This is a genomic window from Geomonas oryzae, assembly GCF_004117875.1.
Taxonomy (GTDB): domain Bacteria; phylum Desulfobacterota; class Desulfuromonadia; order Geobacterales; family Geobacteraceae; genus Geomonas; species Geomonas oryzae.
Window position 1 is genome coordinate 85460 of record NZ_RAHW01000011.1, and the last position, 26745, is coordinate 112204.

The 26745-nt window shown below is 60.4% G+C and carries 25 protein-coding genes and 4 tRNA genes; 15 read left to right on the forward strand and 14 right to left on the reverse strand.

Going from position 1 to position 26745, the window contains the following annotated elements; all coding sequences use genetic code 11:
- Positions 1-4 precede the first annotated feature (4 nt).
- Positions 5-865: an AAA family ATPase gene (locus tag D6Z24_RS20760; RefSeq protein WP_129127864.1), complete on the forward strand. Its 861-nt coding sequence runs from the start codon at positions 5-7 to the stop codon at positions 863-865.
- A gap of 255 nt (positions 866-1120) precedes the next feature.
- Here the strand turns inward: D6Z24_RS20760 and D6Z24_RS20765 are convergent.
- From D6Z24_RS20765 to D6Z24_RS20800, 8 genes are all read right to left on the reverse strand, one after another.
- Positions 1121-1205 (reverse strand) — tRNA-Leu (locus D6Z24_RS20765).
- A gap of 56 nt (positions 1206-1261) precedes the next feature.
- Positions 1262-1337 (reverse strand) — tRNA-His (locus tag D6Z24_RS20770).
- Positions 1338-1349: 12 nt separating this feature from the next.
- Positions 1350-1426: transfer RNA gene (locus D6Z24_RS20775), tRNA-Arg, on the reverse strand.
- Positions 1427-1448: 22 nt separating this feature from the next.
- A tRNA-Pro gene (locus tag D6Z24_RS20780) sits at positions 1449-1526 on the reverse strand.
- Between the two features lie 306 nt (positions 1527-1832).
- Positions 1833-2426: an XTP/dITP diphosphatase gene (locus D6Z24_RS20785; RefSeq protein WP_129127865.1), complete on the reverse strand. Its 594-nt coding sequence runs from the start codon at positions 2424-2426 to the stop codon at positions 1833-1835.
- A complete protein-coding gene (gene rph / locus D6Z24_RS20790; RefSeq protein ID WP_129127866.1) occupies positions 2423-3142 on the reverse strand; it encodes a ribonuclease PH in 720 nt (239 codons plus the stop codon). Before rph ends, D6Z24_RS20785 begins: the two co-directional genes overlap by 4 nt.
- A 219-nt stretch (positions 3143-3361) precedes the next feature.
- Positions 3362-4477 carry a right-handed parallel beta-helix repeat-containing protein gene (locus D6Z24_RS20795; protein WP_129127867.1) on the reverse strand — a complete coding sequence of 372 codons (1116 nt, stop codon included), beginning with the start codon at positions 4475-4477 and terminating at the stop codon, positions 3362-3364.
- On the reverse strand, positions 4474-5544 hold the full coding sequence (locus D6Z24_RS20800) for a sensor domain-containing diguanylate cyclase (RefSeq protein ID WP_129127868.1): 1071 nt from the start codon (positions 5542-5544) through the stop codon (positions 4474-4476). The genes D6Z24_RS20795 and D6Z24_RS20800 overlap by 4 nt, the downstream gene beginning before the upstream one ends.
- Before the next feature lie 235 nt (positions 5545-5779).
- On the opposite strand from D6Z24_RS20800, the gene D6Z24_RS20805 reads away from it, so the two are divergent.
- The gene (locus tag D6Z24_RS20805; protein WP_129127869.1) at positions 5780-8011 is read left to right on the forward strand and encodes a vitamin B12-dependent ribonucleotide reductase; all 2232 of its coding nucleotides are present in this window, start codon (positions 5780-5782) and stop codon (positions 8009-8011) included.
- A gap of 233 nt (positions 8012-8244) precedes the next feature.
- Here the strand turns inward: D6Z24_RS20805 and D6Z24_RS20810 are convergent, their stop codons facing one another.
- Together D6Z24_RS20810 and D6Z24_RS20815 are read right to left on the reverse strand one after the other, a co-directional pair.
- Positions 8245-9078, reverse strand: a complete 834-nt coding sequence (locus D6Z24_RS20810) for a hypothetical protein (RefSeq protein WP_129127870.1) — start codon at positions 9076-9078, stop codon at positions 8245-8247.
- 842 nt (positions 9079-9920) lie between these two features.
- A complete protein-coding gene (locus D6Z24_RS20815) occupies positions 9921-10574 on the reverse strand; it encodes a fibronectin type III domain-containing protein (protein WP_129127871.1) in 654 nt (217 codons plus the stop codon).
- Between the two features lie 507 nt (positions 10575-11081).
- On the opposite strand from D6Z24_RS20815, the gene D6Z24_RS20820 reads away from it, so the two are divergent.
- The 4 genes from D6Z24_RS20820 to D6Z24_RS20835 all read left to right on the forward strand — a co-directional run bounded on the left by D6Z24_RS20820 (position 11082) and on the right by D6Z24_RS20835 (position 14679).
- Positions 11082-12041, forward strand: a complete 960-nt coding sequence (locus D6Z24_RS20820; protein ID WP_129127872.1) for an SGNH/GDSL hydrolase family protein — start codon at positions 11082-11084, stop codon at positions 12039-12041.
- A 332-nt stretch (positions 12042-12373) separates the two neighbouring features.
- A complete protein-coding gene (locus D6Z24_RS20825) occupies positions 12374-12820 on the forward strand; it encodes a hypothetical protein (protein WP_129127873.1) in 447 nt (148 codons plus the stop codon).
- Between the two features lie 265 nt (positions 12821-13085).
- Entirely contained in the window at positions 13086-13733 is a 648-nt protein-coding gene (locus D6Z24_RS20830) for a response regulator (RefSeq protein ID WP_129127874.1), read from the forward strand.
- 37 nt (positions 13734-13770) lie between these two features.
- Positions 13771-14679: an AEC family transporter gene (locus D6Z24_RS20835; protein WP_129127875.1), complete on the forward strand. Its 909-nt coding sequence runs from the start codon at positions 13771-13773 to the stop codon at positions 14677-14679.
- Positions 14680-14732: 53 nt separating this feature from the next.
- Here D6Z24_RS20835 and rnk read toward each other — a convergent pair whose 3' ends face one another.
- Positions 14733-15161, reverse strand: coding sequence for a nucleoside diphosphate kinase regulator (gene rnk / locus D6Z24_RS20840; protein WP_129127876.1), 429 nt, complete (start codon positions 15159-15161; stop codon positions 14733-14735).
- 902 nt (positions 15162-16063) lie between these two features.
- On the opposite strand from rnk, the gene D6Z24_RS20845 reads away from it, so the two are divergent.
- From D6Z24_RS20845 to D6Z24_RS20855, 3 genes are read left to right on the forward strand one after another with little or no spacing between them, the layout of a single operon-like run.
- Positions 16064-17257 carry an MFS transporter gene (locus D6Z24_RS20845; protein WP_129127877.1) on the forward strand — a complete coding sequence of 398 codons (1194 nt, stop codon included), beginning with the start codon at positions 16064-16066 and terminating at the stop codon, positions 17255-17257.
- Positions 17258-17295: 38 nt separating this feature from the next.
- A complete protein-coding gene (locus tag D6Z24_RS20850) occupies positions 17296-17520 on the forward strand; it encodes a hypothetical protein (RefSeq protein WP_129127878.1) in 225 nt (74 codons plus the stop codon).
- 1 nt (position 17521) lies between these two features.
- Positions 17522-17803 carry a J domain-containing protein gene (locus tag D6Z24_RS20855; RefSeq protein ID WP_129127879.1) on the forward strand — a complete coding sequence of 94 codons (282 nt, stop codon included), beginning with the start codon at positions 17522-17524 and terminating at the stop codon, positions 17801-17803.
- Between the two features lie 12 nt (positions 17804-17815).
- Here the strand turns inward: D6Z24_RS20855 and D6Z24_RS20860 are convergent, their stop codons facing one another.
- The gene (locus D6Z24_RS20860; protein WP_162605168.1) at positions 17816-18418 is read right to left on the reverse strand and encodes an outer membrane protein; all 603 of its coding nucleotides are present in this window, start codon (positions 18416-18418) and stop codon (positions 17816-17818) included.
- Positions 18419-18943: 525 nt separating this feature from the next.
- On the opposite strand from D6Z24_RS20860, the gene D6Z24_RS20865 reads away from it, so the two are divergent.
- The 6 genes from D6Z24_RS20865 to D6Z24_RS20890 all read left to right on the forward strand — a co-directional run bounded on the left by D6Z24_RS20865 (position 18944) and on the right by D6Z24_RS20890 (position 24588).
- The gene (locus D6Z24_RS20865; protein WP_129127881.1) at positions 18944-19231 is read left to right on the forward strand and encodes a hypothetical protein; all 288 of its coding nucleotides are present in this window, start codon (positions 18944-18946) and stop codon (positions 19229-19231) included.
- Positions 19232-19244: 13 nt separating this feature from the next.
- The gene (locus tag D6Z24_RS20870) at positions 19245-19871 is read left to right on the forward strand and encodes a LysE family translocator (protein WP_129127882.1); all 627 of its coding nucleotides are present in this window, start codon (positions 19245-19247) and stop codon (positions 19869-19871) included.
- A gap of 595 nt (positions 19872-20466) precedes the next feature.
- Positions 20467-22581, forward strand: coding sequence for a methyl-accepting chemotaxis protein (locus tag D6Z24_RS20875; RefSeq protein ID WP_162605169.1), 2115 nt, complete (start codon positions 20467-20469; stop codon positions 22579-22581).
- Between the two features lie 92 nt (positions 22582-22673).
- The gene (locus D6Z24_RS20880) at positions 22674-23009 is read left to right on the forward strand and encodes a type II toxin-antitoxin system RelE family toxin (protein WP_129127884.1); all 336 of its coding nucleotides are present in this window, start codon (positions 22674-22676) and stop codon (positions 23007-23009) included.
- Between the two features lie 3 nt (positions 23010-23012).
- Positions 23013-24137, forward strand: coding sequence for a glycosyltransferase family 61 protein (locus D6Z24_RS20885; protein WP_129127885.1), 1125 nt, complete (start codon positions 23013-23015; stop codon positions 24135-24137).
- 16 nt (positions 24138-24153) lie between these two features.
- Positions 24154-24588 carry a PaaI family thioesterase gene (locus tag D6Z24_RS20890; protein ID WP_129127886.1) on the forward strand — a complete coding sequence of 145 codons (435 nt, stop codon included), beginning with the start codon at positions 24154-24156 and terminating at the stop codon, positions 24586-24588.
- Between the two features lie 13 nt (positions 24589-24601).
- On the opposite strand, the gene D6Z24_RS20895 is transcribed toward D6Z24_RS20890, so the two are convergent.
- On the reverse strand, positions 24602-25384 hold the full coding sequence (locus tag D6Z24_RS20895; RefSeq protein WP_129127887.1) for an enoyl-CoA hydratase-related protein: 783 nt from the start codon (positions 25382-25384) through the stop codon (positions 24602-24604).
- A 180-nt stretch (positions 25385-25564) separates the two neighbouring features.
- Positions 25565-26683 (reverse strand): radical SAM protein, encoded by a 1119-nt coding sequence (locus D6Z24_RS20900; protein ID WP_129127888.1) that lies wholly within the window; start codon positions 26681-26683, stop codon positions 25565-25567.
- Between the last annotated feature and the right edge of the window lie 62 nt (positions 26684-26745).

Sequence of the window (26745 nt, forward strand, 5' to 3'; positions counted from 1 at the left end):
CATCATGTCCATGGAGAACAGTGCCGACGCGGTTCGGCTCATAAAACTGCCGGAGATGGCGCAAAAGCTGCAGGAGAACGAGGCGGCCGCCCACCTGGAGCCGAAGGAAATGGAGCAAGTGATTGCGCCTTCGGAGGAGCAGGAAATGGCGGAAACGTCATGGGACAAGGCGAAGGTCGGATGGCTTTCCCCGGTGTATTCCGTCTCCCGTACTGTGCGACTCGACATGCAGACGGTGCTTAATAACAGATGCATCGCGATTGACAACCGGATCCCGGAGGTAGAGACGTACAGAATTCTGCGCGCACAGATCATGAGCCGATTTGAGGAAATGGGGTGCGGCAAGACGCTGATGGTCACCAGTGCCGTCCCGGGGGAAGGAAAGACAACGACGGCGATCAACCTGGCCATTACCCTCGCCAAGGAGTTCAGCCAAACGGCCCTGCTGGTGGATTGCGACTTCCGGCAACAGCACGTGCACCGGCTACTTTGCTATGAGAGCAGCAAGGGGCTCATTGACCACCTGCTGCATGACGTCCCGTTTTCGGAGATCGTAGTCTGGCCCGGGATTGAAAAGCTGACTGTCGTCTCCGGCGGCAAGACGATGAACGGATTCAGCGACCTGCTCGGTTCCCCGAGGATGCGCAGCCTGACCGAAGAAATGAGAGACCGCTACCCAGAGCGGTTCATAGTTTTCGATGCACCGCCGGTTCTTTCCTGCGCCGACACCATGGCGCTGGCCCCGCTGGTTGACGGCATCATCGTCGTGGTCAGATCAGGCAGGACACCTAGAAAGGAAATCGTAAATGCCATGGCCAGGTTGCCTCAGCGCAAGATCATTGGGGTGGTCCTGAACCAGATGTGAGTCGATCACACCGTCGCACTTCGCCAGCACAGCGTGCAAAGCCGCCTTGCCGCAAAGCTGTCGAACTTGCGGCACACACAGAAGAACCGGCAAACCGGGCATCAGCCGAGGTTGCGAACTGATCCCCCGGATAGTGCAGACTTGAAGCAAGCCGCACCCCCAGAGGGGGCATGATAGGTCGCACGAAAGGTTACACGAACTGCTGCACAAACAAAAAGGGTTACCCCGGAAGAGGTAACCCTTTTGAATGACGGGTGGTGCGAGAGAGGGGACTTGAACCCCTATACCTTGCGGTGCCAGATCCTAAGTCTGGTGCGTCTGCCAATTCCGCCACTCTCGCAAAATCGTACGCTTGAAACGACAAACCCCGCTGTTAACGGGGTTGGCCTTTATGGTTGGGGTGGGTAGTGGGATTCGAACCCACGTATGAACGAGTCACAGTCGTTTGTGTTAACCGCTTCACCATACCCACCATATTCAGTTGTGGCACGCCTGAGAGGGTTCGAACCTCTGACCTACGGCTTAGAAGGCCGTTGCTCTATCCAGCTGAGCTACAGGCGCAGAAGTAAAGCCTGCTGTTGAGTGGTCGGGGTGAGAGGATTCGAACCTCCGGCCCCCTGCTCCCAAGGCAGGTGCGCTAGCCAGGCTGCGCTACACCCCGATTCAAGAAGCACGTTTATAGCACAGCCTCTGGAGCCGCGCAACACCTTTTTTATGCCCCCCGAGTTTTTCTCGAAGCCGTTTTACAACCCCTTCAAGGTAAAGACGCGAAGCAGCAAAGACACAAAGAGGATATGCAAAAAAGATAATATTTACCCAGCCTTGCCTTCCTTGCATCTCCGCCCATTGGCTTATTTGCGTTGATAGGCAAAGCCCTTTCTTGCTTTCGAAGGGACTTTGACCTTATCCCCTTTATCCCCTTTATCCCCTTCATCCCTGTTAAACGGTTTTCCGCTTTGCTTGCGTCTTAGCTGCTTTGCGTGAGTGCCTCTTTGAGCATCTGCATGGCGCGTCCGCGGTGGCTGATGGCGTTCTTGATCTCCATGGGAAGCTCGGAGAAGGTCTGCCCGTACTCCGGTACCATGAAGAGGGGATCGTAACCGAAGCCCCCCTCCCCCCGCGGCGCCTCCAGGATCACCCCGGCAAGGGCGCCGTCGAAGGTCCGGCAGGTCCCGTCGGGAAGGCAGAGCGCTATGACGCAGTGAAACGCGGCGCCCCTCTTCTCCATCGGAACGCCCTCAAGCTCGCGCAAGAGGAGCGCGTTGTTGTCGGCGTCGGTCGCCCCCTCACCGGCGAAGCGCGCCGAGTAGACGCCTGGGCGACCGCAGAGATGATCTACGCAAAGCCCCGAGTCGTCGGCAAGAACCGGCCGCCCGGTGCAACGCGCCGCGGAGAGCGCCTTCTTTATCGCGTTCTCCTCAAAGGTCGCCCCGTCCTCCACGACGTCCGGGAGATCGGGGAAGTCGGCCGGCGAGAGTATGGTATCCACCACGCCCCGCAACAGTTCTCCGAACTCGCGCAGTTTCCCCTTGTTTCCCGATGCGACCAGGAGCTCTTTCATGCCTGAAGCGCCTCTCTCTGGATCTCGAAGAGACGGGTGAGCCCCAGCATGGCGTGGCCGCGCATCGCGTCCATCTGGTCGAGGGTGAAAGGCTCCGCCTCGGCCGTTCCCTGCACCTCGACAAAACGCATCGAGGAGGTCATCACGAAGTTCATGTCCACCTCTGCCGAGGAGTCCTCGGGATAGTCGAGGTCGAGGAAGGGGGTTCCATCGACGATGCCGACGCTCACCGCGGCGACCGCCTCGCGCAGCGGGCTCTGGGAGAGTTCCCCGGCGTCGACCAGGGTCTGCAGGGCGTCGGCCAGCGCGACGTAAGCTCCGGTGATCGAAGCGGTGCGGGTGCCGCCGTCGGCCTGGATCACGTCGCAGTCGATGAGGATGGAGCGCTCGCCCAGTTTTTCCAGGTCGACCACCGCGCGCAGCGATCTGCCGATCAGGCGCTGGATCTCGTGGGTGCGTCCGGAGAGTTTCCCCTTTGCCGACTCTCGCTGGTTTCTGGTGTGCGTTGCGCGCGGCAGCATGCAGTACTCCGCGGTGACCCAGCCCGTCCCCTTACCTTTCAGGAAGGAAGGGACCTTGCCCTCGATGGTCGCGTTGCAGATGACCTTGGTGTCCCCGAACTCGATCAGCACCGATCCCTCGGCGTGTTTCAGGTAATTGCGCGTGATTTTTACTTCCCTCAATGCATCAGCCGCACGGCCGTTTCTGCGTGTCATAAAGCTCCTTTAAAACCGGTTCAACGTTCAACGTTCAGCGTTCAACGTGTCATTTGCCAACCTTGCAGCAGTTACGTTAATTGTTTGCTGGTTCTGTATACCCGCTCGAACAAGCGCGGATACTATCATTTTCTCGTACAGCGGTCCGTGCCGCCACGTCTGCCCTAGCTTTCAGCAAAGGTCAAAGCCCTAACGTTGAACGCCGAACGTAGAACGGCTTCACCGCTTCGGGTTCACGTTCACCCTGCCCCGTCCGCCGTTGTCGTAGATCTTAGGTCCACCCTCGCCCCAGCGGTTGTTGGGGACGCGGAACTCCTCGTTGCCTGCGTTGTAGATATCATGCCCGCCGTTACCGGAGATCACGTTGTCCCACGCTACTGCGGAACCGTCGAAGACGAGCACTCCCTGTGCACCGTTGCCGGTGATCACGTTGTCGCTCACCCTCACCCGCGAACCGGTGAGCGAAAGCCCGTAGTCGCTGTTTCTGGCAAGCTTCGCACCGGTCACGCTCCCCTCGGTCTCGAACAGGGTAACGCCGCGGCCGTTGTCGAGCACCGCCCCGCCGGCGAGCTTCAACCTGCAGCTGTCGCAGGAAAAGGCGGAGCGGTTCATGGCAAGACTTCCGTCCTGCAGGTAGATCGAAGTGTGCCGCGCCTCGATACCGACCCGGTTGCCGACCACGCTCACGCCGCGTACGGTCGCCTCGCTCTGCAAAAAGCTCATGCCGGTGTCGCAGTCGGAGGCGCCCCCTCCCTCCATGGTCACAAGGGCATCCTGGAAACGCATCCCGGTGGTGCTGCGCTCGGCGCGCACCCCCTTCAGGGTCACGTTCGCGAAAAGCGCTTCGACCCCGGCGGCCGCCCCTTCGATGCGGCAGTTTTCCAGGAGGTTGTTCTTCTCGCTACCGAGTAGGACGATCCCCTGCCAGTCACCGGCGGCGGGCGCCGCGAAGAGCGACGTGAAACGGATCGGCTCCTCCTTGCTCCCGGAGGCGACCAGCCGTCCTTGCACCACGAGGACCGGGTCCCCGGCCCCTTTCTTGAAACGAACCACGGTCCCGGGCTCGACGGTGAGCGTCGCCTGTGGGGCCACGGTCACCGCCCCCTCGACAAGCACCTCCCCCTTCCAGACGGTGTCCTCGGCGAGAACACGGTCGGCAAAGGTGCTCTGCGGCTTGAACGGCGCCTCGGCGCGCTCGGGAGCGGGAGCGGGAACGGGGGCAGAAGCAGGCGCGGTCGGCGCGGCGGCGGCGGGAGTATCGGCGGCCTGGGCCTGATGGCAAAAAAGGGCCGCCAGAAGCAGCCCGTGGATAAGTAGTATGGGATATCTCTTCATTTTGGTGGTATCTGCAGGCTTTCCTGGTGATAGACCTTGTTCTTGCCGCGGCGCTTGGCCAGGTAGAGCAGGGAGTCGACGATGTTGAACAGCTCGTCCATCTTGTCCGCGTTGTCCGGGTAGCTCGCGACACCGATACTCACGGTGACGCCGCGGTTCGCCCCGTCCACGGGCCTCTTCGCGGTCCCCTGCTGCACGCTGTCACGCAGGCGCTCCGCGGCGAGGATCGCCTGGTCGAGGCGGGTTTCGGGTAAAAGCACGATGAACTCTTCGCCGCCGTAGCGGAAGGCGACGTCTACGGAGCGGATCGTCTGCAGGATCAGCTCCCCCATGAGCTCGAGGAGTCTGTCGCCCGTGGCGTGACCGAAGCTGTCGTTGTAGCTCTTGAAGTCGTCCACGTCCATCATGATGATCGAGAACGGCTTGTGGTACCGCTTGGCGCGCGCCATCTCCTGCCGGAAGTACTGCTTGAAGTAACGGTGGTTGTGCAGTCCGGTGAGCGAATCGGTGATGGCCAGAAGCTTGGTCCGCTTGTGCAGCGTCGCGTTATGGATCGCCATCGCGGCGAAGGACGCGAGAATCGAGAGGAGGTTCAGCTTGTCGCGGTCGAAGCACCTAGGCTCGAAGTCATCGAGATAAAGGATGCCGACGATGCGTTCCTGGAAAACGAGCGGAACACACACAAGCGAGCGGATCCCTTCCTTTAGGGCAATCGGGTTCTTGAAGAACGGGGTCTGCTGGGTGTCCTCGATGTAAAAGATCTCGCCGGCCAGAAGCACCTGCTCGGTGAGCCCTCCGGGGGTCACCTCCCAGCGCTCCTTCTTCACGAAATCGGCGGTGAGACCCGAGTGCGCGTGCAGGCTAAGCTCGCGCCTCGCATCGTAGTAGAGCGCGACGCTCCCCGCCGGGGTGCCCGCGAACCGCATCGCGCTCGTCAGGATCGCCTGCAGCACCGTGTCCAGATCCAAGGTAGAGACGACGGCTTTGGCGACCTCTATCAGATCCTTGAGCCCCTTTACCTGGGACTCAAGCGACTCCTTCTGGCTATTGCAATCACACTGGCTCATGGAGCCTCCGGGAAGGAAAATTAACCCGTCATTAATAACACAGCGGGGCTCCCGTTGTAAATGCCCCTGAGGCGTAAACACCGGCATTTTCGTTTTTTATGACGGCCCGAAATTTTAATCTATTAACGCTTGACTTCGTCATACATCTTGTGGTTTATTTCTCGCCGCCCACTAAATGTGGTATTGAGCGATTCGCATGGCGACATGATAATTTATCCAAGGAGAACGAAACGTTATGAAGAAGACCGCCGAAAAGGGACAGATCCCGGGCCTCACCAAGAACGCACAGACAGTACTAGAGAAGCGCTACCTGAAGAGGGACCAGTCAGGCAAGCCTCTTGAGACCCCCGCCGACATGTTCCGTCGCGTGGCGACCGCGATCGCCCAGGCCGACGCCGTCTTCGACAAGAAAGCCGACCTCTCCGCGCTCTCCGACAAGTTCTACGCGATGATGACCAACTTCGAGTTCCTCCCGAACTCCCCGACCCTCATGAACGCGGGGCGCGAGCTTGGGCAGCTCTCCGCCTGCTTCGTGCTTCCGGTGGGCGACAGCATGGACGAAATCTTCGAGTCGGTCAAGCACACCGCGCTGATCCACAAGTCCGGCGGCGGCACCGGCTTCTCCTTCTCCCGCCTGCGCCCGGCCAACGACGTGGTCATGTCCACCACCGGCATCTCCAGCGGCCCGCTCTCCTTCATGCGCGTCTTCGACGTCGCCACCGAGACCATCAAGCAGGGCGGCACCCGCCGCGGTGCGAACATGGCGATCCTGCGTGTCGACCATCCCGACATCATGGACTTCATCATGTGCAAGAACGACCAGCGCCAGCTGAACAACTTCAACATCTCCGTCGGCATCACCGAGGAGTTCATGAAGGCCGTCGACGCGGACCGCGACTACACCCTGATGAACCCGCGCGACAAGAAACCGGCCGGCAGCCAGAACGCCCGCAAGGTGTTCGCGCGCATCGTGAAGCAGGCCTGGGAAAACGGCGAGCCGGGCATCATCTTCCTCGACCGTCTGAACAAGGACAACCCGACCCCGCACATAGGCGAGATCGAGTCGACCAACCCCTGCGGCGAGCAGCCGTTGCTTCCGTACGAGTCCTGCAACCTGGGCTCCATCAACCTCGGCAAGATGGTGGCCGGCGGCAAGGTGAACTGGGACAAGCTGAAAGAGACGGTGAAGACCGCCGTGCACTTCCTCGACAACGTCATCGAGGTGAACAACTACCCCTTGGCCCAGATCGACGAGATGACCCGCTCCAACAGGAAGATCGGCCTCGGCGTCATGGGGTGGGCCGACATGCTGATCATGCTCGGCGTCCCCTACGGCTCCGAGGAGTCCATCGAACTCGGCGAGAAGGTGATGCAGTTCATCAACGACGAAGGGCACGCCGCCTCCCGCGAGCTCGCCAAAACCCGCGGCGCGTTCCCGAACTTCAAGGGTAGCGTGTACGACGTCCCCGGCGGCGCCGCGGTGAGAAACGCCACCGTCACCACCATCGCCCCGACCGGCACCATCTCCATCATCGCCAACGCCTCCTCCGGCGTCGAGCCGCTCTTCGCCGTCTCCTTCGTGCGCCAGGTGATGGACAAGAACATCCTCGTGGAGGTGAACCCGCTCTTCGAGAAGATCGCCAAGGACCAGGGCTTCTACAGCGACGAGCTGATGCAGCGTATCGCCGAGCACGGCACCGTACAAGACATCAGCGCCATTCCCGAGGACGTGCGCGACGTGTTCGTCACCGCCCACGACATCACCCCCGAAGAGCACATCACCATGCAGGCGGCCTTCCAGCGCCACACCGACAATGCGGTATCGAAGACGGTCAACTTCCCGCGTGAAGCGACCATCGAAGACGTCGAGAAGGTGTACCGTCTCGCCTACGAGATGAACTGCAAAGGGGTGACCATCTACCGTGACGGCTCCCGCGACGAGCAGGTTCTCTCCGTCGGCAAGAAGGAAGAGCCGAAGGTTGTCGCGCCGATGACCGCGGAAGAGAAGCGCAACAAGCGCGAGCGTCCGAAGGCGCTCAAGGGTTGGACCTACCAGATGCAGACCGGCTGCGGGCCGCTGTACATCACCATCAACGAAGACGCCACCGGCCTCTTCGAAGTCTTCACCACCATGGGCAAAGCAGGCGGTTGCGCCGCCAGCCAGTCCGAGGCGATCGGTCGCATGGTGTCGCTTGCCTGGAGAAGCGGCGTGCAGGCACGTCAGGTCGTGAAGCAGCTCCTCGGCATCTCCTGCCACAGCCCGAGCGGTTTCGGCGACAACAAGATCCTTTCCTGCGCCGACGCAGTCGCCAAGGCGATCCAGTCGCACCTGGCGATCACCGGCCATGGTGAAGTCGTCGAAGCCCCCGCCTTCGAGAAAGGCGCCTGCCCCGAGTGCGGCGGTGTCGTGGAGCACGAAGGCGGCTGCGCCGTCTGCCGCGTCTGCGGCTACTCCGAGTGCGCGTAGCGAGGTAGTTTGAAGGGACAGCTGCGAGGGGTCTTAAAGACGCGCTGAGCAAAGAGTAAAAATGAAGTAGCATTACACGAAGGGGGCCGCATGCATGTGCGGTCCCCTTTTCGTTTTCGAACCAGCCCTGATGCCCCCCCCTAGCCTTTGGCTTACAAAATATCCCGACCTGAAAAAACGCCCGCTTCAGCATGTCCTGAAGCGGGCGGCTACTACCTGATTCTACTCTCCTGCTAGAAGAGGTAATACAGGGAAAGCCCGGCGCGGTAACCGTCCACGGATTCGAGGCGGATGTCGGATCCTTTTTCTTTCTGGTCAGTGGCGACTACGTAGGCGACGCTCGGAAGCAGATAGAGGTTGTGCGCCATCTGGATATAGCTGGCAAGTTCGAAGTTGAATTCCTCATTGGCCGTAACATTGCTCGTTGAGGTGTTGAAGTTGGCGTCGATCTTCGCGTCGAGGGTCACCGTATGGTTCATTTCCTTCTCCAGGCCCAGAGAGATGGTATGGGTGTCCTGCTCGCCGTGATTGCGAATGGTGGCGCGATAGATGGCATACGGGGTGTTATGATCACCCAGGTTGGTGCTCGCGGCGATGAAGGGGCTCACGTCGGTGGTGCCGGTGCCGGCGTCATCGTTGCCTGCCGTATCGAATTTGAGGCCCAGGCCCGCAACCACCGTGAACGGCTCTTCCTCACCGCCGAGCAGGCGGTATTTCGCCTGGAGTGCGAAGTCCCCAAAGCCGTCCCGTTTCTCATACTCGGGCTCGAGCCCGTCAACCTGCACTTTCATCCGTTCGCTGAAAACGTATGGCATGAAAGCGGACACTTCCAAGCCGTGCCCAAGGCCGACACCGAGGGAGTAGATGGATTCCGTAGTGTTCGTAAAAATTTTGCCCGATTCAACAGCGCCTTTCACGTCGCCGCTTGCGTGGGCGTACTCGAACTGCGCCTGTGCCTCAACTTGGTTCTTATTGAGAACCTCCGTGACGAGCAATTTGTGCTCCGCGTGGGCCGCGCCCGCGGTCAAAAGCACTCCTCCCAGTACAGCCGTAATCATTTTCTTCATGTAGCAGTCTCCTCCTTCATTGAAATTCATCACCGCCGCCTGCCTCACATTTCAGAGCTTCAACCATGCAGGGCGACGAAGGCAAAATATTTTAATACAACAAATGATCGTGACAAACAACGTTAAATGCCTGAGATCCTATTAGGAAGACATTCCTCGTGTGACGGAAGCGTTCCGTCGCCCGGCGAATGCGTTCCTCGGGGCACGGAAGCGTTCCGTCGCTCAACGAATGCGTTCTTCGGTGCACGGAAGCGTTCCGTCGCTCAACGAATGCATTCTTCGGGTCACGGAAGCGTTCCGTCGCTCAGCGGATGCATTCCTCGGGGCACGGAAGCGTTCCGTCGCTCAGCGGATGCATTCCTCGGGGCACGGAAGCGTTCCGTCGCTCGGCGGATGCATTCTTCGGGGCACGGAAGCGCTCCGTCGCTCGACAGATGCATTCCTCCGGGCACGGAAGCGCTCCGTCGCTCAGCGGATGCATTCCTCGGGGCACGGAAGCGTTCCGTCGCTCGACGGATGCATTCTTCGGGACAGGGAAGCGTTCCGTCGCTCAGCGGATGCATTCCTCGGGGCACGGAAGCCTTCCGTCACTCGACGGATGCATTCTTCGGGGCAGGGAAGCGTTCCGTCACTCAGCGGATGCATTCCTCGGGACACGGAAGCCTTCCGTCACTCGACGGATGCATTCTTCGGGGCAGGGAAGCGTTCCGTCACTCCAAGAATGGGTTCGCGGACCGAGGGGCCTTCCGGATGTTGAACGGATGATGTGACAAGATGCATGGAGGCGGGGGCCGGTCCCCGCAGCATAGGGACCGGCCGATTGCTGCGGTCACGTCGGCGGGCTAGGTAATAACGATCCCAACGGGTTCACTCCACGGACCGTACTCGTTGTTGCCGACACTTCTGACTCTGAAATAATACCAGGTCGCCCGTTCCCGATTGCCAATGATGGTCCGAACCAACGTCAACTGAGCGTAATCTTCGAATGATTCTTCCCCCTGCGGATGTCCCTTGCAAATCTGCAATTGGTAGGAACCGGCCCCGGGGTCTTTATCCCAACTCACGGTGACCTCCCCGATTTGCGGGCCGTTCTTCACCCTAAGCACGTGGCCTAAAAAAGAAACGGGCCGGGCGTAAATCCTTTTAGTCTTTTCCTTCAAGGTGAAGCCGTTGTTATGAAGCCACGCCTCGTCTTTATCCTTCTTTGCCCTGATCACGAGGTAGGCGGCGTTGATATAAACATCGTCCACCGCCGCCGAGGTGGCCATCTGGAGTCCTTTCGTCGTGCGCAAGTTAAGCGCCAAAGCCTTCTCCCATTCATTCGCGATGTTTTCCTTGTGGATCCTGAATTGCGGTGACGTCGGCACCCATGAGTCCATCAGGGTACTGATCTTGATGTGCGCAGCCTGTAAAGTGGCGGCATCATCGAGCCACGTCACAAATTGCGGAGGGGCCATACTCGCATGGTTCATCACGAATCTGTCCGTAGGGTTCATGTCTCTCCTCCCGTAAAATGAATTTTCTCCAATCTACCAGAGCATTCCACGCCGTCAAGTGGCTCGTCTCACCACCGCTCCCCCCCATACCCGGTGGATCGCTTAACGAATGCCCGTGGCGTAGCGTCACGGGTCGGAAGCCGCACCGCATGAAACAAGAAGCAAAGTAGTAACGAGGGTGGCATTAAGACGGACGCGCTGAGCATGTAGTATTGGACCTATCAATGCGGGTACTATTGGTTTGTGGGGGGATGCGCGCCGGAATGGAAACGATGCTGACTGCCGCCGGAGTTTGGCTGGCAGGTCACGGGGCAAACCAGCAACGGAAGTAGTGCCGTCTCAGGCGGACCGGGGAAAAGATGTGGGCTTACTGTATCAATAAAAGTTGCAGGAAGCACTAAAAGTCATAGACTTGCACTCATTGCACCTGCAGAAAGGAGGGTAGGCGGCTCGAGCAGGATGGATCTTTAGTTGCTGTCACAAGCAGTCACTCAAAAGGAGGATTCTATGGCAACGATTCTTCCCAAGCTGCGGGCAACACTGGGGCTTCTTCTGGTCTTCTCACTTATGGTACCGGCGTGGGCCGGGGCACAGACATCATTCAACCGGATCATCGTCTTCGGCGACAGCCTCTCCGACCCTGGCAACGCATTTGCCATCTCCGGCACGGCAAACACACCTCCCTACCAGTTCCTCGACGAGTTGCTGATACCAGACAGGCCTTACGCAAGAGGCGGCCACCACTTCAGCAACGGCATGACCTGGATCGAGCAGTTGGCACGTCAGCTCTCGCTTTCGGGCAACACCCGTCCGGCCTTCCGCGACTTCGGGGGCGCCGCGACCAACTACGCAATCGGCGGGGCCAGGGCATGCGACAAGGCAGGCAAGGCAACCATGAGCTACGAGGTAAACACCTTCCTCAACGTTTTCGGCGGCCACGCCCCGGCAGACGCCCTTTACGTCATTGAATTCGGAGGCAATGACATAAGGGACGCCCTCGATGAGCAGAATCCCGGCATCATCGATCAGGCGGTGTCGTCGGTACAGTCAAACATCACCGCCCTTTACAACGCAGGCGCCAGGAAGTTCCTGGTCTGCTTCGCTCCGGATCTCTCTCTTACCCCGGCGCTCATCGCTACCGACAAAGTAGTGCCGGGAGCGGCTACCGCAGCCCGCCAGATATCGCAATACTACAACTACCTGCTCGACTACCTTCTGACCTCGATGTCCTCCCAGCTAGCCGACATGGAGGTGGTAAGAGTCGACCTTTTCAGCACGCTGGGAGAAATAGTCGGCAACCCGGCCGAATTCGGACTCAGCGTCGTCGACGCCACCTGCGTCACGCCCGGCTTCGCCCCCTACGCCTGTAGCACTCCCAACACCTTCCTGTTCTGGGACGGCATACATCCAACGGAGAAGGTGCATTCCATTTTTGCGCAACGGGCGCTGTCTGAGCTGGTTAAGTGACCGGATGCAAAAACCGGAGCCTCTCGCAGAGGAGCTCCGGTTTTTGCCGTCGGCCCGATGCAGTCTCCTGCCCACCCTCTTTTCAATGCAATTCATGCAGCTAATCAGAAACTTACACTCTTTTTCATGCATCAAAGAGCTTGACTTCATCTCACTAAGACATACTCTTTTGACAGAGGTCTGTGATGCATGGTCCTCTTTAATCATTGCCGGATACAAGGCGCTGCTCCACTGATACAGATCTCCCCGACTTTAAGCAACAAGGGGCGTCGACCGGGCCGGAAAACCCGGCACCCTTTTGCCGCACCGAAATCGGAAAAGGAGGGACGATCATGAGATCTAAAGGGACAGTTGCCTCAATGACGACAGCGGTGATCTTGCTGCTCGCGGTGCTCGCCGGTTGTGCCACGGAGTTGAGCGGACCGCAAAAAGCGGAGCTCAAGTGGTACCGCAACAACGGACTGGCGGTCCAGGAGAAGGATCCCGCTACGGCGGCATGGCTGGGCATCCTTCCTGGTGGAGGGTCCTTCTATACCAGGAACTACGGCATAGGCATCGTCAACCTGCTTTGCTGGCCGATATCCGTGGCATGGGACCCGGTCAGCGGGTACAACGGTGCCGAAACGCTCAACTACATGAGCACGGTATCGGTGGTTGAGAAGAAACGCAACAAGGAGATCACGACGCTCGACTCGAAACTCGCAGCGGGTACCATCTCAAAGGATGAGTACCTGAAACTCAAAAACGAGTGCGAGAAGCGCTACTCACCGGAGATCTAGACATCTGACAGCGCCACAACACCCGCAAGAGACTTACACGAGAACCCGCGGCGGCGGGTTCTCGTGTTTTATTTCCCCACTTTTCCTGCCTTTGCAAAAAACTCGGCGCTGCCCGTACCGACCTCCCCAACCGGTCCCTTCATTCCAAGGCACCGCTCCTTCGACGACGATCACTTGACCATCGGACCTTTTTTGCATTGGCAAACTCCCCTTTTTATGAAATGGTACTTGGCCTAGCGGGAGATCAGGTCTTTCGGGAGCACCTATGAAAAAGATACTCGCCGTAGAAGACAGCAAGGTGTCGCAGGCCCATCTGCGCGACATACTCGAAGGCGCATATGAGGTCAGGGTGGAAGAAGACGGCGCATCGGCGCTCTCCGCCGTGGTGGAAATGCCCCCGGACTTGATTCTGCTCGACGTGAACCTCCCGGTGATGAACGGCTATGACGTTTGCCGCCGGTTGAAGGGTGATGTGAGGACGCGCGAGATCCCCATCATATTCCTCACCGGCTGCGATTCCGGGGGGGAAAAGGTGAAGGGGTTCGAGGCAGGGGCGGACGACTACATCGTGAAGCCTTTCCACCCCGAGGAACTCCTGGCGCGGGTCTCACTACACCTCGCTTCGAGGCGTGAAAAGCAGATGGCCCTAGAGCTCGAAAGGCTCAAGTTGCTGCGGGAAATGGCGGTCGCGATAAGCCACGAATTCAACAACCCGCTCACCGCGATCCTCTGGCACCTCCGCCTCGCCTCCCGCGATGTCGGCGATGAAGAAAAGGTCCGGACGCATCTTTCGGACATGCAGCTTGAGCTGGACAAGATACGCCGCATCGTGGCGCGACTGGCGGAAGCGTCCAGGGACGCGAAGACGGAGTACGTCATGGGCGAGGCTATGATAGACGTGAACCGGATCTGAGTTGCCGGTTGCGGCATTGCAGGAGAATCAGGCAGGAATGGAAAATTTCATCATCATCGGCGTGTTCGTACTGCTCGGGATGCTCTTTCGCCGTCTCGAGGCCTTCCCGAAGGATTCGGCGCAAGTGCTGAACATGTTCGCCCTCTACGTGTCGCTGCCGGCGCTTATCCTCCTCAAGGTGCCGCAGATCGTCTTCTCACGCGACATCCTCACCGCCGCGCTCGTGCCTTGGGGGATGCTCTTCCTGTCGGTGGCCGCAGTACTCGGGGCGGCACGGCTGTGGCACTGGGATCGTGCATCGGTCGGGGTGCTGCTCCTCGTGGTACCGCTAGGCAACACCTCGTTTCTTGGCGTCCCCATGGTCCAGGCTTTCTTCGGAGCGGCCGGCCTTCCCTACCTCATCATCTACGACCAGTTGGGAACCATGATCATCATGGTGACCTACGGCTCGATGATTCTTGCCCTCTACGGCAAGGACGGATCGGTGCGCCTGTCGGCCATGGTGCGCAAGATGCTTCTCTTCCCCCCCACCATCGCCCTGCTGGTCGCCCTTGCCGCCCGCTCCTGGCCTTACCCGGAGAAGCTCGCCCAGGCGCTGCAAAACGTCTCTCTCACCCTCGTCCCAGTGGTCATGACGGCGATCGGCCTGCAGATGAGGCTGAGACTGCCGCGCAGGGTGCTCGGGCCGCTTGCCTTCGGGCTGTCGCTGAAGCTCGCGGCGGCACCGCTCCTCGCCCTCGCGGTCTGCCGGATGGCGGGGGTTGCCGGCATGGTGGTCGACGTGTCGATCCTCGAAGCGGCCATGCCGCCTATGGTGACGGCCGGTGCGCTCGCCGTCGTCGCCGGGATGGAGGCCGACCTCGCCGTGGCCATGATAGGGATAGGCATCATCCTCTCCTTCGGAACCATCCCCGCCGTCTACTGGCTGACACGCCTCACCGCCTGACACCATGCTCCCCGCCGGGACTGCGCCTCCGGCGGGGCTTGCTCTGACCGCAGTTACAGGTGGAAATCTCCCGCCGCTTCAGGCTGGTAGAGGACCTTCTTCACCTTCAGCTTCTTCTTTCCGCCGGGCACCGCCCAGGCGATGCGATCGCCGGCACGATAGCCTATCAGCGCGGTCCCTACCGGGGCTAGCACCGATATCCGTCCCTTTTCCAGATCTGCGTCTGCCGGGAACACGAGGGTATATTCCAACTCCTCGCCGGAATCGAGATCCTGCAGACGCACCCGCGAGTTCATGGTTATGACGTCAGGGGGGATGCCCGCGGAGGGGACCACCTCTGCCCTTGTCAATTCCTGCTCCAGTTCCGCAAGGTATCTGCCGTCGCGCGACGACCTTTGTTCGACACCGCCGATCATCTCCTCGAGACGCTCCAGGTCGAACTCCGTGATGAATATCTGCCTACCCTTACCGCTTTGCTTCATTTTATTCTCCTTTTTTCGGGCAATAAAAAACCCCCGCGGGCTCATGCCGGCGGGGGTCTTGGTGTTGGTCTGTACGATAAAAGCTAAACCCTTCCCTCCGGCACCGACATGGAACGTGCGAGACCGCGCAGCAACGCGGCTGCGGTCAGGCGGGTAAAAAGGGCGGCATGAAAAAGACGGGTTGAGATCACGGCTGTGTTTTCCTCGAATCTTTTAGTCGTTAAGGTTCCCAACCCTAGCATCTTTGCATGTGGGCGTCAACAAGGGGAGGCGGTCCGGCAGTCGGGGGAGTTCTCACCCGCTTGCTTTGCCCGTGCGATAAGGAGTTCCTGCCGGACTTTTAGCGGCGGGCAGACTGCGGTGCGGACCGAAGGTCCCTGCAGCAGGTCTCCATCTTCTCGCGTAACGCCTCCATGACGCCCCCTACCACCTGGTGAAGCAATCGGACTTGCAGAATAGCGCTATGAGCGCGATCGCGAGCCAGATGCAGCATATGATGAAGATAAGTACGGCCATGTCCCTCCCCTTGAACTCTTATTCTGACTGAAGTAGCCCCACTAAACCTGCCGTCGCCGCGCCCAGGGTTCCCGTTTTTACAAAGGGAACAAAAGCGCTCCGTTGCTCACCCGGATGCCAGGCAGGCCAGGCTAAATCCCCCCTCGTCAGGCTCACGCAGTGCTTCGTGGGAAGCTGCACTCCCGTTCCCCAGTATTCTCTGAAGAACCTTTCCCAAGCCTGACGGTAACTGTCGCAACCGCTCTTTCGGGGATGCTTCCGTTGCCCAATCATATATATACAACTTCTTGAATGTCAACAGATTCATGCCCGCTCCGGTCGACTGACGCCGCCGATCGTCCAGAATCTCCTTGCAAATTCGCACGTGAGCGGGTACGGATGCTGTGATGAATAGTCTCTCCGGGAACATACGAAAGCTCTACGTCTTCTCTTTCCTGCAGATGATGCTGTTTCCGATGGCGATCATAACCCTCTTCTGGAAGGACCACATCGGGCTTTCGCTGACCCAGATCCTGCTTTTGCAAAGCATCTTCTCGGTGGCGACCCTGGCACTCGATTACCCGGCCGGCTACATAAGCGACCGGGTCGGCTACCGCTGCGCCCTCAACATCGCCGCGGCCCTCGGCATGGCGGGCTGGGGCATCTACATCTATGCGAACTCCTTCACCACCGTGCTGCTGGCGGAGATCACCCTCGGGATGTCGCTCTCCTTCATAAGCGGCTCGGACAGCGCCCTTCTCTATGAGACGCTGCGCGCACAGGGGGACGAGCGTTCCTACGCCCTGCATCAGGGACGCATGCACGGCTTCGCCCAGATCGGCGAGGCAGCCGGAGCGGTGATGGCCGGGGTGATCTACGCCTTCGAGCCGAGGCTCCCCTTCGTGCTGCAGGTCGCGGTATGGGGAGCCGGTCTCGCCGTCACGAGCCGCCTTGTCGAAACGCCACGGGAGCATACGCCCGCCCGCTCCCATCTCGCCGAGGCGATCGCCACCGCACGCTACGCCTTTAAGGAGAACCGGCACCTGCGCTATACGATCCTCCTCAACACGGTGCTGGGGGTCGCGTCCTTCTACCCGGTCTGGCTGATCCAGCCCTACATGCAGCACGCCCGCGTGCCGGTCGCCTGGTTCGGTCCCGTCTGGGCCGGCGCCAACCTCACCGTGGCGCTTTGCGCCTTGGGGAGTCACCGGCTGCACAACCGCTTGGGCGACCGCGGCATGGTGCTGCTCTTTCTCGCGCTGACGGCGGCGGGGTACCTAGGCCTCGGACTCTGCGCGGGGATTTGGGGTTTCCTCTTTTACTACCTGCTCACCTGCATGCGCGGCTTCCGGGGACCGATGATGCTCTCCCACACCCAGCAGGAGTCATCGAGCGCGAACCGGGCGGCGACCCTCTCGCTGCAATCGGTCTCCTTCAGGATTCTTTTCGTGGTGAGCGGTCCGCTGGTGGGAAAGCTGGCCGACGCGGCGGGGGTGGCGCGCAGCTTCTACTTCCTCTTCTACGCATTTATCTTCACCCTTCCCCTGCTCGCGGCCCTTTTCCTCAAGAACGCGCCGCGCCGGGAGGCCGAGGTGCCATAGTGCAGCGGGCGGGAGACCCGGCCGCAAAGGAGCAGAGCATGAACTACCGAGCCATAGCGAAAAAGCTGTTGCAGGAACAGCCGCAGACCATCGCGGTCCTTCTCGCCCGTCTCCCGGCGCAAGACGCCGGCGAGATCGTGAAGCTCCTCCCCGACTTCGTCCAGGCCGATCTCGTGCAGCGGATCGTGCACATAGAGCGCTTGCCCGACGAGGTGTTGGCCGAGATAGACGCGACGCTGGACGCTCTCTTTAGGAGCCGCTGACATGACCTACGTGAACCTGCAGGAGGCGCTGCAGATACTGGGGCTTGGGGAGCGGGCGACGCTGGGCGAGATAAAGGCCCGGCACCGGGAGCTGGTCAAGCGCCATCATCCCGATGCCGGTGCGCAGGGGGACCCGGAAAGGATCCGCCTGATAAACGCGGCCTACCGGATCGTTTCGGAGTACGTAGCAGGGTACCGCTTCTCGTTCACCGAGGACGAGTTCTACGAACAAAACCCCGACGAGCGGCTGAGGAACCAGTTCATGGACTTCTACCGGAACTGAGCAACCGGCAGCTTAGAAATCGTAACGCACCCCGAACATGACGTTGCTGGAACCGTAGGAGAGTTCGGTACCCTTCAGGCTGAAGTCTTTTGCCGCGCCCTGGTAGCGGTAAGAGAGGTCCAAGGTGATGTGCGGGGCCGCCTTTAAGGCCACGCCGGCCATGGCCTGGTACCCGAAAACGGTGTCGCTCGCATGCTCTTCAGTGTCGGAGAGCCTGCCGTCGAGCAAACCTATACCCGCCCCAAGGAAGGGACGCACAACCGACTTGATCGGGAAGTCATAGAAACCATTGAGCATGTAGCTCATCACCCTGAGATCCCCCTCGACGGGCACCGCACCCATCCCTACGAGATCGATGGTATCAGTATCCGCCTTTCGATAGCCGAACTCGGCCTCCAGGCGGACTCCGTTCTCCCACTGAAATCCGACGCTGGCCCCGACGGCAAAGCCCAGGTCATAGGTAAGGGTTGTCGTCTCGATGCCATCGTTGAAATCACTGTCATGGAAGAATGCGACTCCACCGTTGACCCCAACATAGGGGCCTGCCTGCGCTGCAGTTGCGACAGCGGTAAGTGCCGCCATCAGTAATGCTGCCGTGAGAATCCGTAGTTTCATGCGACTGTCCTCCTTTGCTGGGATCGGCTCGTAGAGCCCGCATACCGCGGACGCGGAATATGCAATCTCACTTGAAACACAAAGCATGCCTTTTGTAAGCATGCGAAATCACTACCGCGCTTCCTTGCTGAAAAAACATTAAGTGTTCCATTTTTTACTAGCAACTTGTCACTCGCGGTATTTTTGAATTATTACTGCCATTTAAAGACACTGTAAAAATTTTCACGTGTGCATTTTTTTACGAATCTTACAGAGGACGCTTGAATGTAGATACAGTCGTTGACTGCGAGTAACAGTAAAGAGTGTTGGTTTTGGGACATTTCATACAGCAACGGCGCAAAACACATACAATAAAGTTAGTAATACAAAATGAAAAGCCCCCCTTCCATCATCACCTCCGGCACGCCCCTCTCCCTGGCACCGATATGCACCGTTGACAACTTTGACGAAAAATAATACATTGTTTTAGCAATCCGGCACCACCGTCGCGTTTGCTGGAGATGTGGTGCTACGGGGGAGCAGAGCTTGAAGCATCCGGCTATCCGCCCGAAAAAACAGACCGAGTTCGTGAAGGAGCAGGAAATGGGCATGGCATTACAGTGCAAGTTCTTCGGCCACATCATCAGCGTCGACAAAGCGCTCGCCATACGCGAGGGCGCTACGGCAGAACAGAAGTACTCCCTTCTTTTCGAATGCGACAAATGCGGCAAACCGGTCCGCCCGCGCGCGGCGGGAGACAAGCACGTCGCGCACTTCGTGCATCTCAAGGAAAACCCCGAGTGCGGTTACGCCGAGCCCCCCAGGGAATACTGACCACCGCGCCGCGATGAAGCTGCTCACCCTCTTCTTTCTGGTCTCATTGGCGTCAACCGCCATCCCCGGACCGGCGGTCCTGTACGTGACAACGCAGGGGATGCGCGGCGGCATGCGCTCCGGACTTCCGGCCGCACTAGGCATCCTTGCCGCCGACGCCTTCTATATCGTCCTCTCCGTGACGGGACTCTCCGCGATACTCGCCGCATCGTACCAACTGTTCACCATCATGAAATGGGCCGGCGCCGTCTACCTGGTCTACCTGGGCGTGCGGATCTTGCTTTCGGGGCTCTCCGCTTCGGTTGCGCGGCAGACAGCCACAGCCAACTGCGGCACGGGTCGCTCCTTCCTGGGCGGTTTCGCCCTGCACGCGGCAAACCCGAAGGCGCTTTTGTACTTCGGGTCCCTCGTCCCGCAGTTCGTGACGCCGGGCAAGCCGATTGCCGTCCAACTTGCCGCCCTCGCGCTCATTCACCTCTCCACCGCTTCCTGCGTGCTCATCATCTACGCAGCGTCTTCCTCGCGTTTAGGTCGCTGCAGCGTAGGCTCGGGCGTCTCCCGGTTGCTGCGCTTCGCGGCCGGCGCCTCTCTCATCGGGGCGGGGGTCTCCCTCGGATGCCTGAGAAGAAGCAGCCCCTAAAGTAAGTCCCCCCATTTAAATCAAATCCCCCTGCCCCCCCTTTGCCAAGGCTACGGGGGGCAGGCTCCCCCTTCGCAAAGGGGGGAACGCGACGCCAGTTGCAGCGCTTCGTGGACACTCTTGTTGTTCGTGGACACTCCTGTTGCCATCCCCGGAATTCCCGGATGAACCTCACAAGGGGGGGGAACCTGAAGCCGAGTGCGGCACTTCGTGGAGACCGACGCCCTGTTTTCCCAGAATTATCTACAGTACCTTTCTACTGGCCCCTGCCCGCAAAGTTCCTTCGTTTCGCCACTTAAGAAGTTATTGACCGATCGCCATCTGTTATTGAAAAATAAAACGGCCAGTCGATAAGTTACAAGCAGGATACCGTATACATCAAAGGCCGGGATCGCGCTTTATTTTCTTCCCGGCCGTGTGATATATACGTAATTTTAAAATTACGTTACCGAATATTGCACTACAAACCGCACCACGACAATCACCAAGTGAAACGGTTAATTGTGCATGTCTTATCGAAAAGCTTTTCATGCACGACAACATCCAACTTTTATACCGGCAACGACCGCTTTCTAAGTTACGACAAGGATCACAGGTGAATTTGAGCATCGTAAAGAAGGGCACCATACTGACCGTCACCATCGTCATTACCGCGGTGAGCGTCACCACGTACGTCTCTTTGGCCAAAATGAGGCGGGAGATGGTGCGCGTGGCCACCGCGTCACAGGAAAGCAGGCTCAACACCTTTTGGGAGCTGCTCAGGCAAAAGGGAGCATGCCGGGTCGAAGGGAGCCGCCTGATGGCGGGGGACTGCGTCCTAAACGGCGACAACGAGCTTCCCGACAAGGTGGCGAAGATCTGCGGCGGGACGGCCACCATCTTCATGAATGACGTCAGGGTGGCCACCAACGTAGTGAAGGAGGACGGCAGCCGAGCGGTGGGGACGAGGCTCGAGGGTCCCGCCTACGATGCCCTCTTCAAGAAGGGGGAAGGTTACCGTGGCGTCGCGCCGATCCTCAACACCCCCTACTTCACCGCCTACGATCCGATCCGTGACAACAGCGGGCAGGTGATCGGCGCTTTATACGTCGGGGTGAAGACCGCGGATTTCCTCCAATCCTTCGAACACACGCGAACGACGGTGATCGCCCTGGCATTTGCCTTCACCCTTTTCGCCAGCTGCATCGCCGCCTGGTTCACGCGCCTGCTGCTCGCCCCGCTGAAGAAGGCGGTTTCCATCACCGAGGCCGTGGCGACGGGGGACCTCACCGTGGCGATTCCGGCGGGTGGAGACGACGAGGCCGGTAAACTCCTCGAGTCGTTGAGGGCAATGGTGACCGAGCTGCGCGGCATGATCAGCAGGGTGAGCGGGTCCGCGGAAAGCGTGCAGGGAATATCGGCCGACCTCTCCGCCGAAGCCGCGGGTGCTGTGGCGGCCGCGCGCCGCCAGCAGGGCAAAGTGATCGAGACGTCGTCCTACGTCGAGACCATCGCCGGCAAGGCCGAGGAGATCGAGAATGAAACGCAGCGGCTCGCCCGTGCTGCGTCGGAGTCCTCCGCATCGATCCTGGAGATGACGGCGACAACGGAGGAGGTAGCCCTCAACGCGGAGCGACTCACCTCGCTGATCGCCGAGGTGACCGCCTCGATCATGCAGAGCGCGAGCGCCAGCGGCGAGATCGGCGAACACACCGTGGCGCTCGTCTCCTCCTCCATGTCGACGGCGTCATCGATCCTGGAGATGGAAGCGGCCACCAACACGGTAAAGGGAAACGCCGTGCTCACCGCAGAGGTGGCGGAGGTCGTGGAACAAGACGCCCTCAAGGGGGTCGAGGCGGTACGGGCGATGCGCCAGGGGATAAGCGAGATCCGCGCCTCGTCCGGGGTCACCAACCAGGTCATCACGACGCTCACCGCGAGGACGCACGAGATCGGGGCGATATCCTCCGTGATCGACGACATCGCCAAGAGAACCTCGCTGCTCGCGCTGAACGCAAGCATCATCGCGGCGCAGGCCGGCCAGCACGGCAAGGCTTTCGCGGTGGTCGCCGAGGAGATCAAGATGCTCGCCTCGAGCACCGCCCGTTCCACCAGCGAGATAGCCGGCCTGATCGCCGGCGTGCAGGAAGAGACCGAGCGGGCGGTGAACGCGCTCAAGGAGACGGATCAGCGCATCGCGGCGGGAGAGGAGCTGAGTTCACGCTCCGGCGACGCCCTGGAGAAGATCGTGAGCGGCGTCTCCACCGCGAGAAGCCACATAAGCGGCATCGCGCGGGCCACGGCGGAACAGGCGAAGGGGACGGGCCTCATCCGGGAGGCGATGGACCGGGTGACCGACATGACCGAGCGGATCGAACGCGCCATCAGGGAGCAGTCCGGAGCCAAGGAAGCGATCATGGTTGCCTCTGAGCAGATGAAAGAATTGGCCGCACAGTTCCAGTGGGCGACCCGCGAGCAGAGCAAGGTGGGGCGCGACATCTCAAATTCGATCCTGGACGTCTCGGACATGTCGCAGAAGATCGAAAAGGCCTGCGCGGTGCAGGCCAAGGAGAGCACCCAGATCGCAGCGGCGGTGGCCGAGATCAACGCCGACGCGGACCGCTGCCTGCAGGCCGCGGCGCTTCTCGAGGCGGGGGCGGCGAAGCTCACCGGCCAGGTGGGCGTCCTGCGTGAGGGGACCGGCGCCTTCAGGCTGCAGGGAGGCCATTGAAAGAAGAGATGCGGTGTGCTAGCATCGGGCCCGGCCGCACGTCAGGAAAATCCCGACGGCTCCCGGAGCCGTCCGATGCCGAAGAGGTCGTTATGACGCCCTTTAGTTTTTTCGCCACCCCTTCCTTCAAGACGAAGATCGCGAAGATCGAAAAACACGACCCGCCGGGTCACGCGCGCATCCAGTCGGTCATCGACCGGCTCCTTTTGAACCCGAGCGACGCCGACGGCTGGATGCACGGAGAGTACCACGGCCGCCTGAAGAAGTACGTGGGGCGGCGCGACTACCGGCTCATCTACCACTGGTGCGAGCTCTGCCGCAAGGAAGGGCACAAGCTTCACTCCCAATGCGGCTTCTGCTCCGAAGTCACCGACAACAGCGTCATCTTCTTCGACGTCTACCACAAGAACGAGGCGAACAGGCTCTAGGCCATGAAGGCAAGCGAAACGACGGCAAAAAGGCGCCAGCAGCTTTTGCGCTTCATATCGAGGGACCTGCTCGGGCCGGTGGTGGGCAGGATGCCGAAATCGAGCATCGAGTCCCTTGAGAAGGCCTCGTACTTCCCGAACATCCGCAGACACATCCTCGACATCATCCCGGTAACCGACGCGCGCATCGTGAAACACGAGACCCGCGCCACGTATCCACCATTCATAAGAACCGAGGCGGTATTCAACAGGCGCAACCTCTACCTCTTGAATGACGCCACGGTTTCCCCATTCTCCGGCATGGCCTGGATCGGGAACCGGATCATCGAAGAGAGCGTCGGTTCCCTGCGCCGCATCATGGACTGGGGGGACGTGCTGCACGAGCCGCTCCTGCCGGTGACCGCACTTGCGAGTGCGGAGCCTGTGGTGGTTTGCCACCCCGCAAACTACTTTCACTGGCTCATGGAGGTGCTGCCGAACCTGCTTTTCACCGTTGCCAGGTTCCCCGAGGTGAGGATCGTTCTCCCGGAAGAGGTGCCGCGCTACGTGAGCGAAGGGCTTTCCACCGCGCTCGGCACCGACGCGGAGAAGCGCTTCATCCGATGTCCGGGCCCGGTACGTGTCGAGCGACTGGTGGTGCCGCAGTACCACACCCAGCCGGAATTCACCGATCCCCGGGTGATCGCCATGCTGCAAAGCGCGGTGAAGGGGAAGGTAGTGGCGGATGGGGCTCTACCGCGTGCAGGACGCGGCGGCAGGATCTACGTCTCGAGGGGGAAAAGCAGGCGGCGGTTGGCCGGCGAAGAACTGCTGGAGCAGCGGCTGAAGGAGATCGGCTTCACCATCCTGCACTGCGAGGATTTATCCTTCGCCGAGCAGATACGGGTCTTTCACGATGCGGAGACGGTGGTGGGGACGCACGGCGCCGGCCTCACCAACGTGGTCTGGTCGCAGCCGGGGGGCCGCGTCATCGAGATCTTCGCCAACAACTACGTCCTCGACTGCTACGCCTGGCTGAGCTTCAGCCGCGGCATGGAGTACCGCCACGTCGTCTGCGACACCGGGCACCGGATCGACGAGAAGGCCATGGACGAGGTGCTTAGCATGTGCGGGGGGGAACGACCATGAGGGGGGAAAGCGACAGATGTACGACTACGAGGAGCTGGTAAGCGCTGACCGGCCGGGATTCCGGCTGCCGGGATGGATCGCCTGCGCCCCCTTCGAGGAATACCTGGGGATGCGGATCGACGAGGTGAGGGACGGCCGCGCCGTGCTCAGCATGCCGTTCAAGGTGAAGCTCGCGCAGGGAAAGGGGCTCATGCACGGCGGCGCGGTCACCTCCATCGCCGACACCGCCGTCGCCATGGCCATCAAGAGCATGGTCCCCGAGGGGACCGACTTCGTCACCGTGGAGATGAATCTGAAGTTCCTCGCCCCGGTACATGAGGGGACGGTCCGTGCCGAGGCAAGGGCAGTCCCGCAGGGGGAGAGAAAGATCGCAGGGGAGGCCGACATCTACAACGGCGAGACGAAGGTGGCCGAATTCCGCGCCCTCTTCGTGATCAAGAAAAAGGGGTGATCCCCCCGCCCCGTCAGCGGTCCTGGAACTCCGGCGGCCGCTTCTCCAAAAACGCCCCCATCCCCTCCTTCTGGTCGAAGGTAGAGAAGCTGTAGCCGAAGAGCTCCGCCTCGTAGAAGCAGGCACGCGCAAGGTCCATCTCCAGGCCGTGCACGACCGCCTCCTTGCAGAGCCTCGCCGCGACGCGCCCCTTGGAGGCGATCTTAGCCGCCAGGGTACGCGCCTCTAAAAGCAGTTCATCCTGGGGGACCACCCGGTTCACGAGCCCTATGCGCAACGCCTCGGCGGCGTCGATCATCTCCCCGGTCAGGATCATCTCGAGCGCCCTCCCCTTGCCGATAAGCCTTGGAAGCCGCTGCGACCCGCCGAAGCCGGGGAGGATGCCGATGTTTATCTCGGGCTGGCCGAACTTCGCGTTTTGCGAGGCGAGGCGGATGTCGCAGGCGAGCGCCAGCTCGCACCCGCCGCCGAGGGCGTAGCCGTTGACGGCGGCGATGAAGGGCTTGGAGGAAGCCTCCATCGAGGCGAAAATGCGGTGCGCCAAAAGCGCGAGTTCCCGCGCCTCGGCCGAGATCATGTCACGCATGACCGCGATGTCCGCACCCGCCACGAACGCCTTCGCCCCCGCCCCGGTCACGATGACCGCCCTTACCTCCTGGTCCCGCTCGATCTCGACGACGACCTGCTCGAGCTCCTCCAGGGTACCCCTCGTCATCGCGTTCATGGCCGTGGGGCGGTTGATCGTCACCGTTGCGATGCGATCCGTCACTTCCAGCAACAGGTTTTCCAGTTCCATATGCCCTCCCGATATTAAGAGCTTCCGTGCCGGACGCGCGGACGTAGAGACGCAGCTTCTTTGCGTGCGTTATTAATGAGCATATCGGGTATTAAGCGACTGGCAACTACGGCATTAGGACAAGGAATTGAATCAACAATGAACAACCGGGCATTTTCACCTCTGAAGGCTCGGCACACGCTACCCGTAGATCCCTCTTCTCATCCGCTCCTGCATCAGCTCGTGCATCCGCGCATCGACATTTTCGGGCGTGACCCCATTTCTCAGGCAGATATCGCGCACGGCGGCTATCCGCCCGGTCTCCTTCAGTTGGTCCAGCCGCAGCAGGTGCCCGGTCCGCTTCCCCACCTGGAAATACATCCGCTGCTCCGGCTCAAGCTCGAGGAACCTTCTCGGCACCGCGGCCATCCGCTCCCTGCAGCCGGGGAGGTCGCAGTTCAACTCCTGGAAGAGGTTGTAGCCGTGGTCGCTTCTGACCGAGCTGGTGATGCCGCCAAGCCCTTCCAGGAACGTGAGGATTTCCCTCGCGAGCACCAGGTCCGGCGCGAAGCGGAAATCCATGTCGTTCGAGGGGAAGAGATCCTGTCCCTCCAGGATGTGCAGCGTCCTGAAGCGGATGAAGTCAGGGTTGATCCTGTTGATCACCTCGGCGCTCTCCTCGGCGTGCTCCCGCGAAAACTCCGTCCCGCCGAGCCCGGCCAGGAAGTACTCGGAGAGTTCCAGCCCGGCCCCCTTCACCTTCAGGCCGGCCACGATCTGTTCCTCCTTCGTCACCCCCTTTCGCACCAGCTTTAAAAGCTTGTCGGAGCCGGTCTCCATCCCGACGTGGATCCGGTTCAGCCCGGCGGCGGCGAGCTCCTTGAGGGCTGCGTCCGGTATGCGGGCGAGACTCGCGGAGCGTGCGTAGCAGGTGATCCTCTTCACCTCCGGGAACCGCTCCTTCAGGTGGACGAGAACCCGCACCAGGTGCTCCGGGCGGTAGGTGAGGGCGTCGGCATCCTGAAGGAACACCGATTCCATTCCCGAGCAGTACCAGCTCCAGGCCGCCGGCACCTCCTGCCGGTTCCCGACCAGTGACTGGAGCGGCTCGCCCGCAGCGATCCTTTTGATGAAGTGATGAATGCAGTCGATGTCGCGGATCACCTCCTCCGGCGGCCGAATGGAGAACTTCCGCTTCTTGTAGAGGGAGCAGAAGGTGCACCGGTTCCAGGGGCAGTTCCGGTTCACGCGGATGAGGAGGCTTTCCGCCTCGCTTGGGGGACGTATGGGGCCCTGTTCGAACCCTGCGTATGCTCGCATGGCGATCTCCTGAAACTCCCGGCTATCTGTTCAGCAACTCCACCGCCAGCCCCACCCCGTCG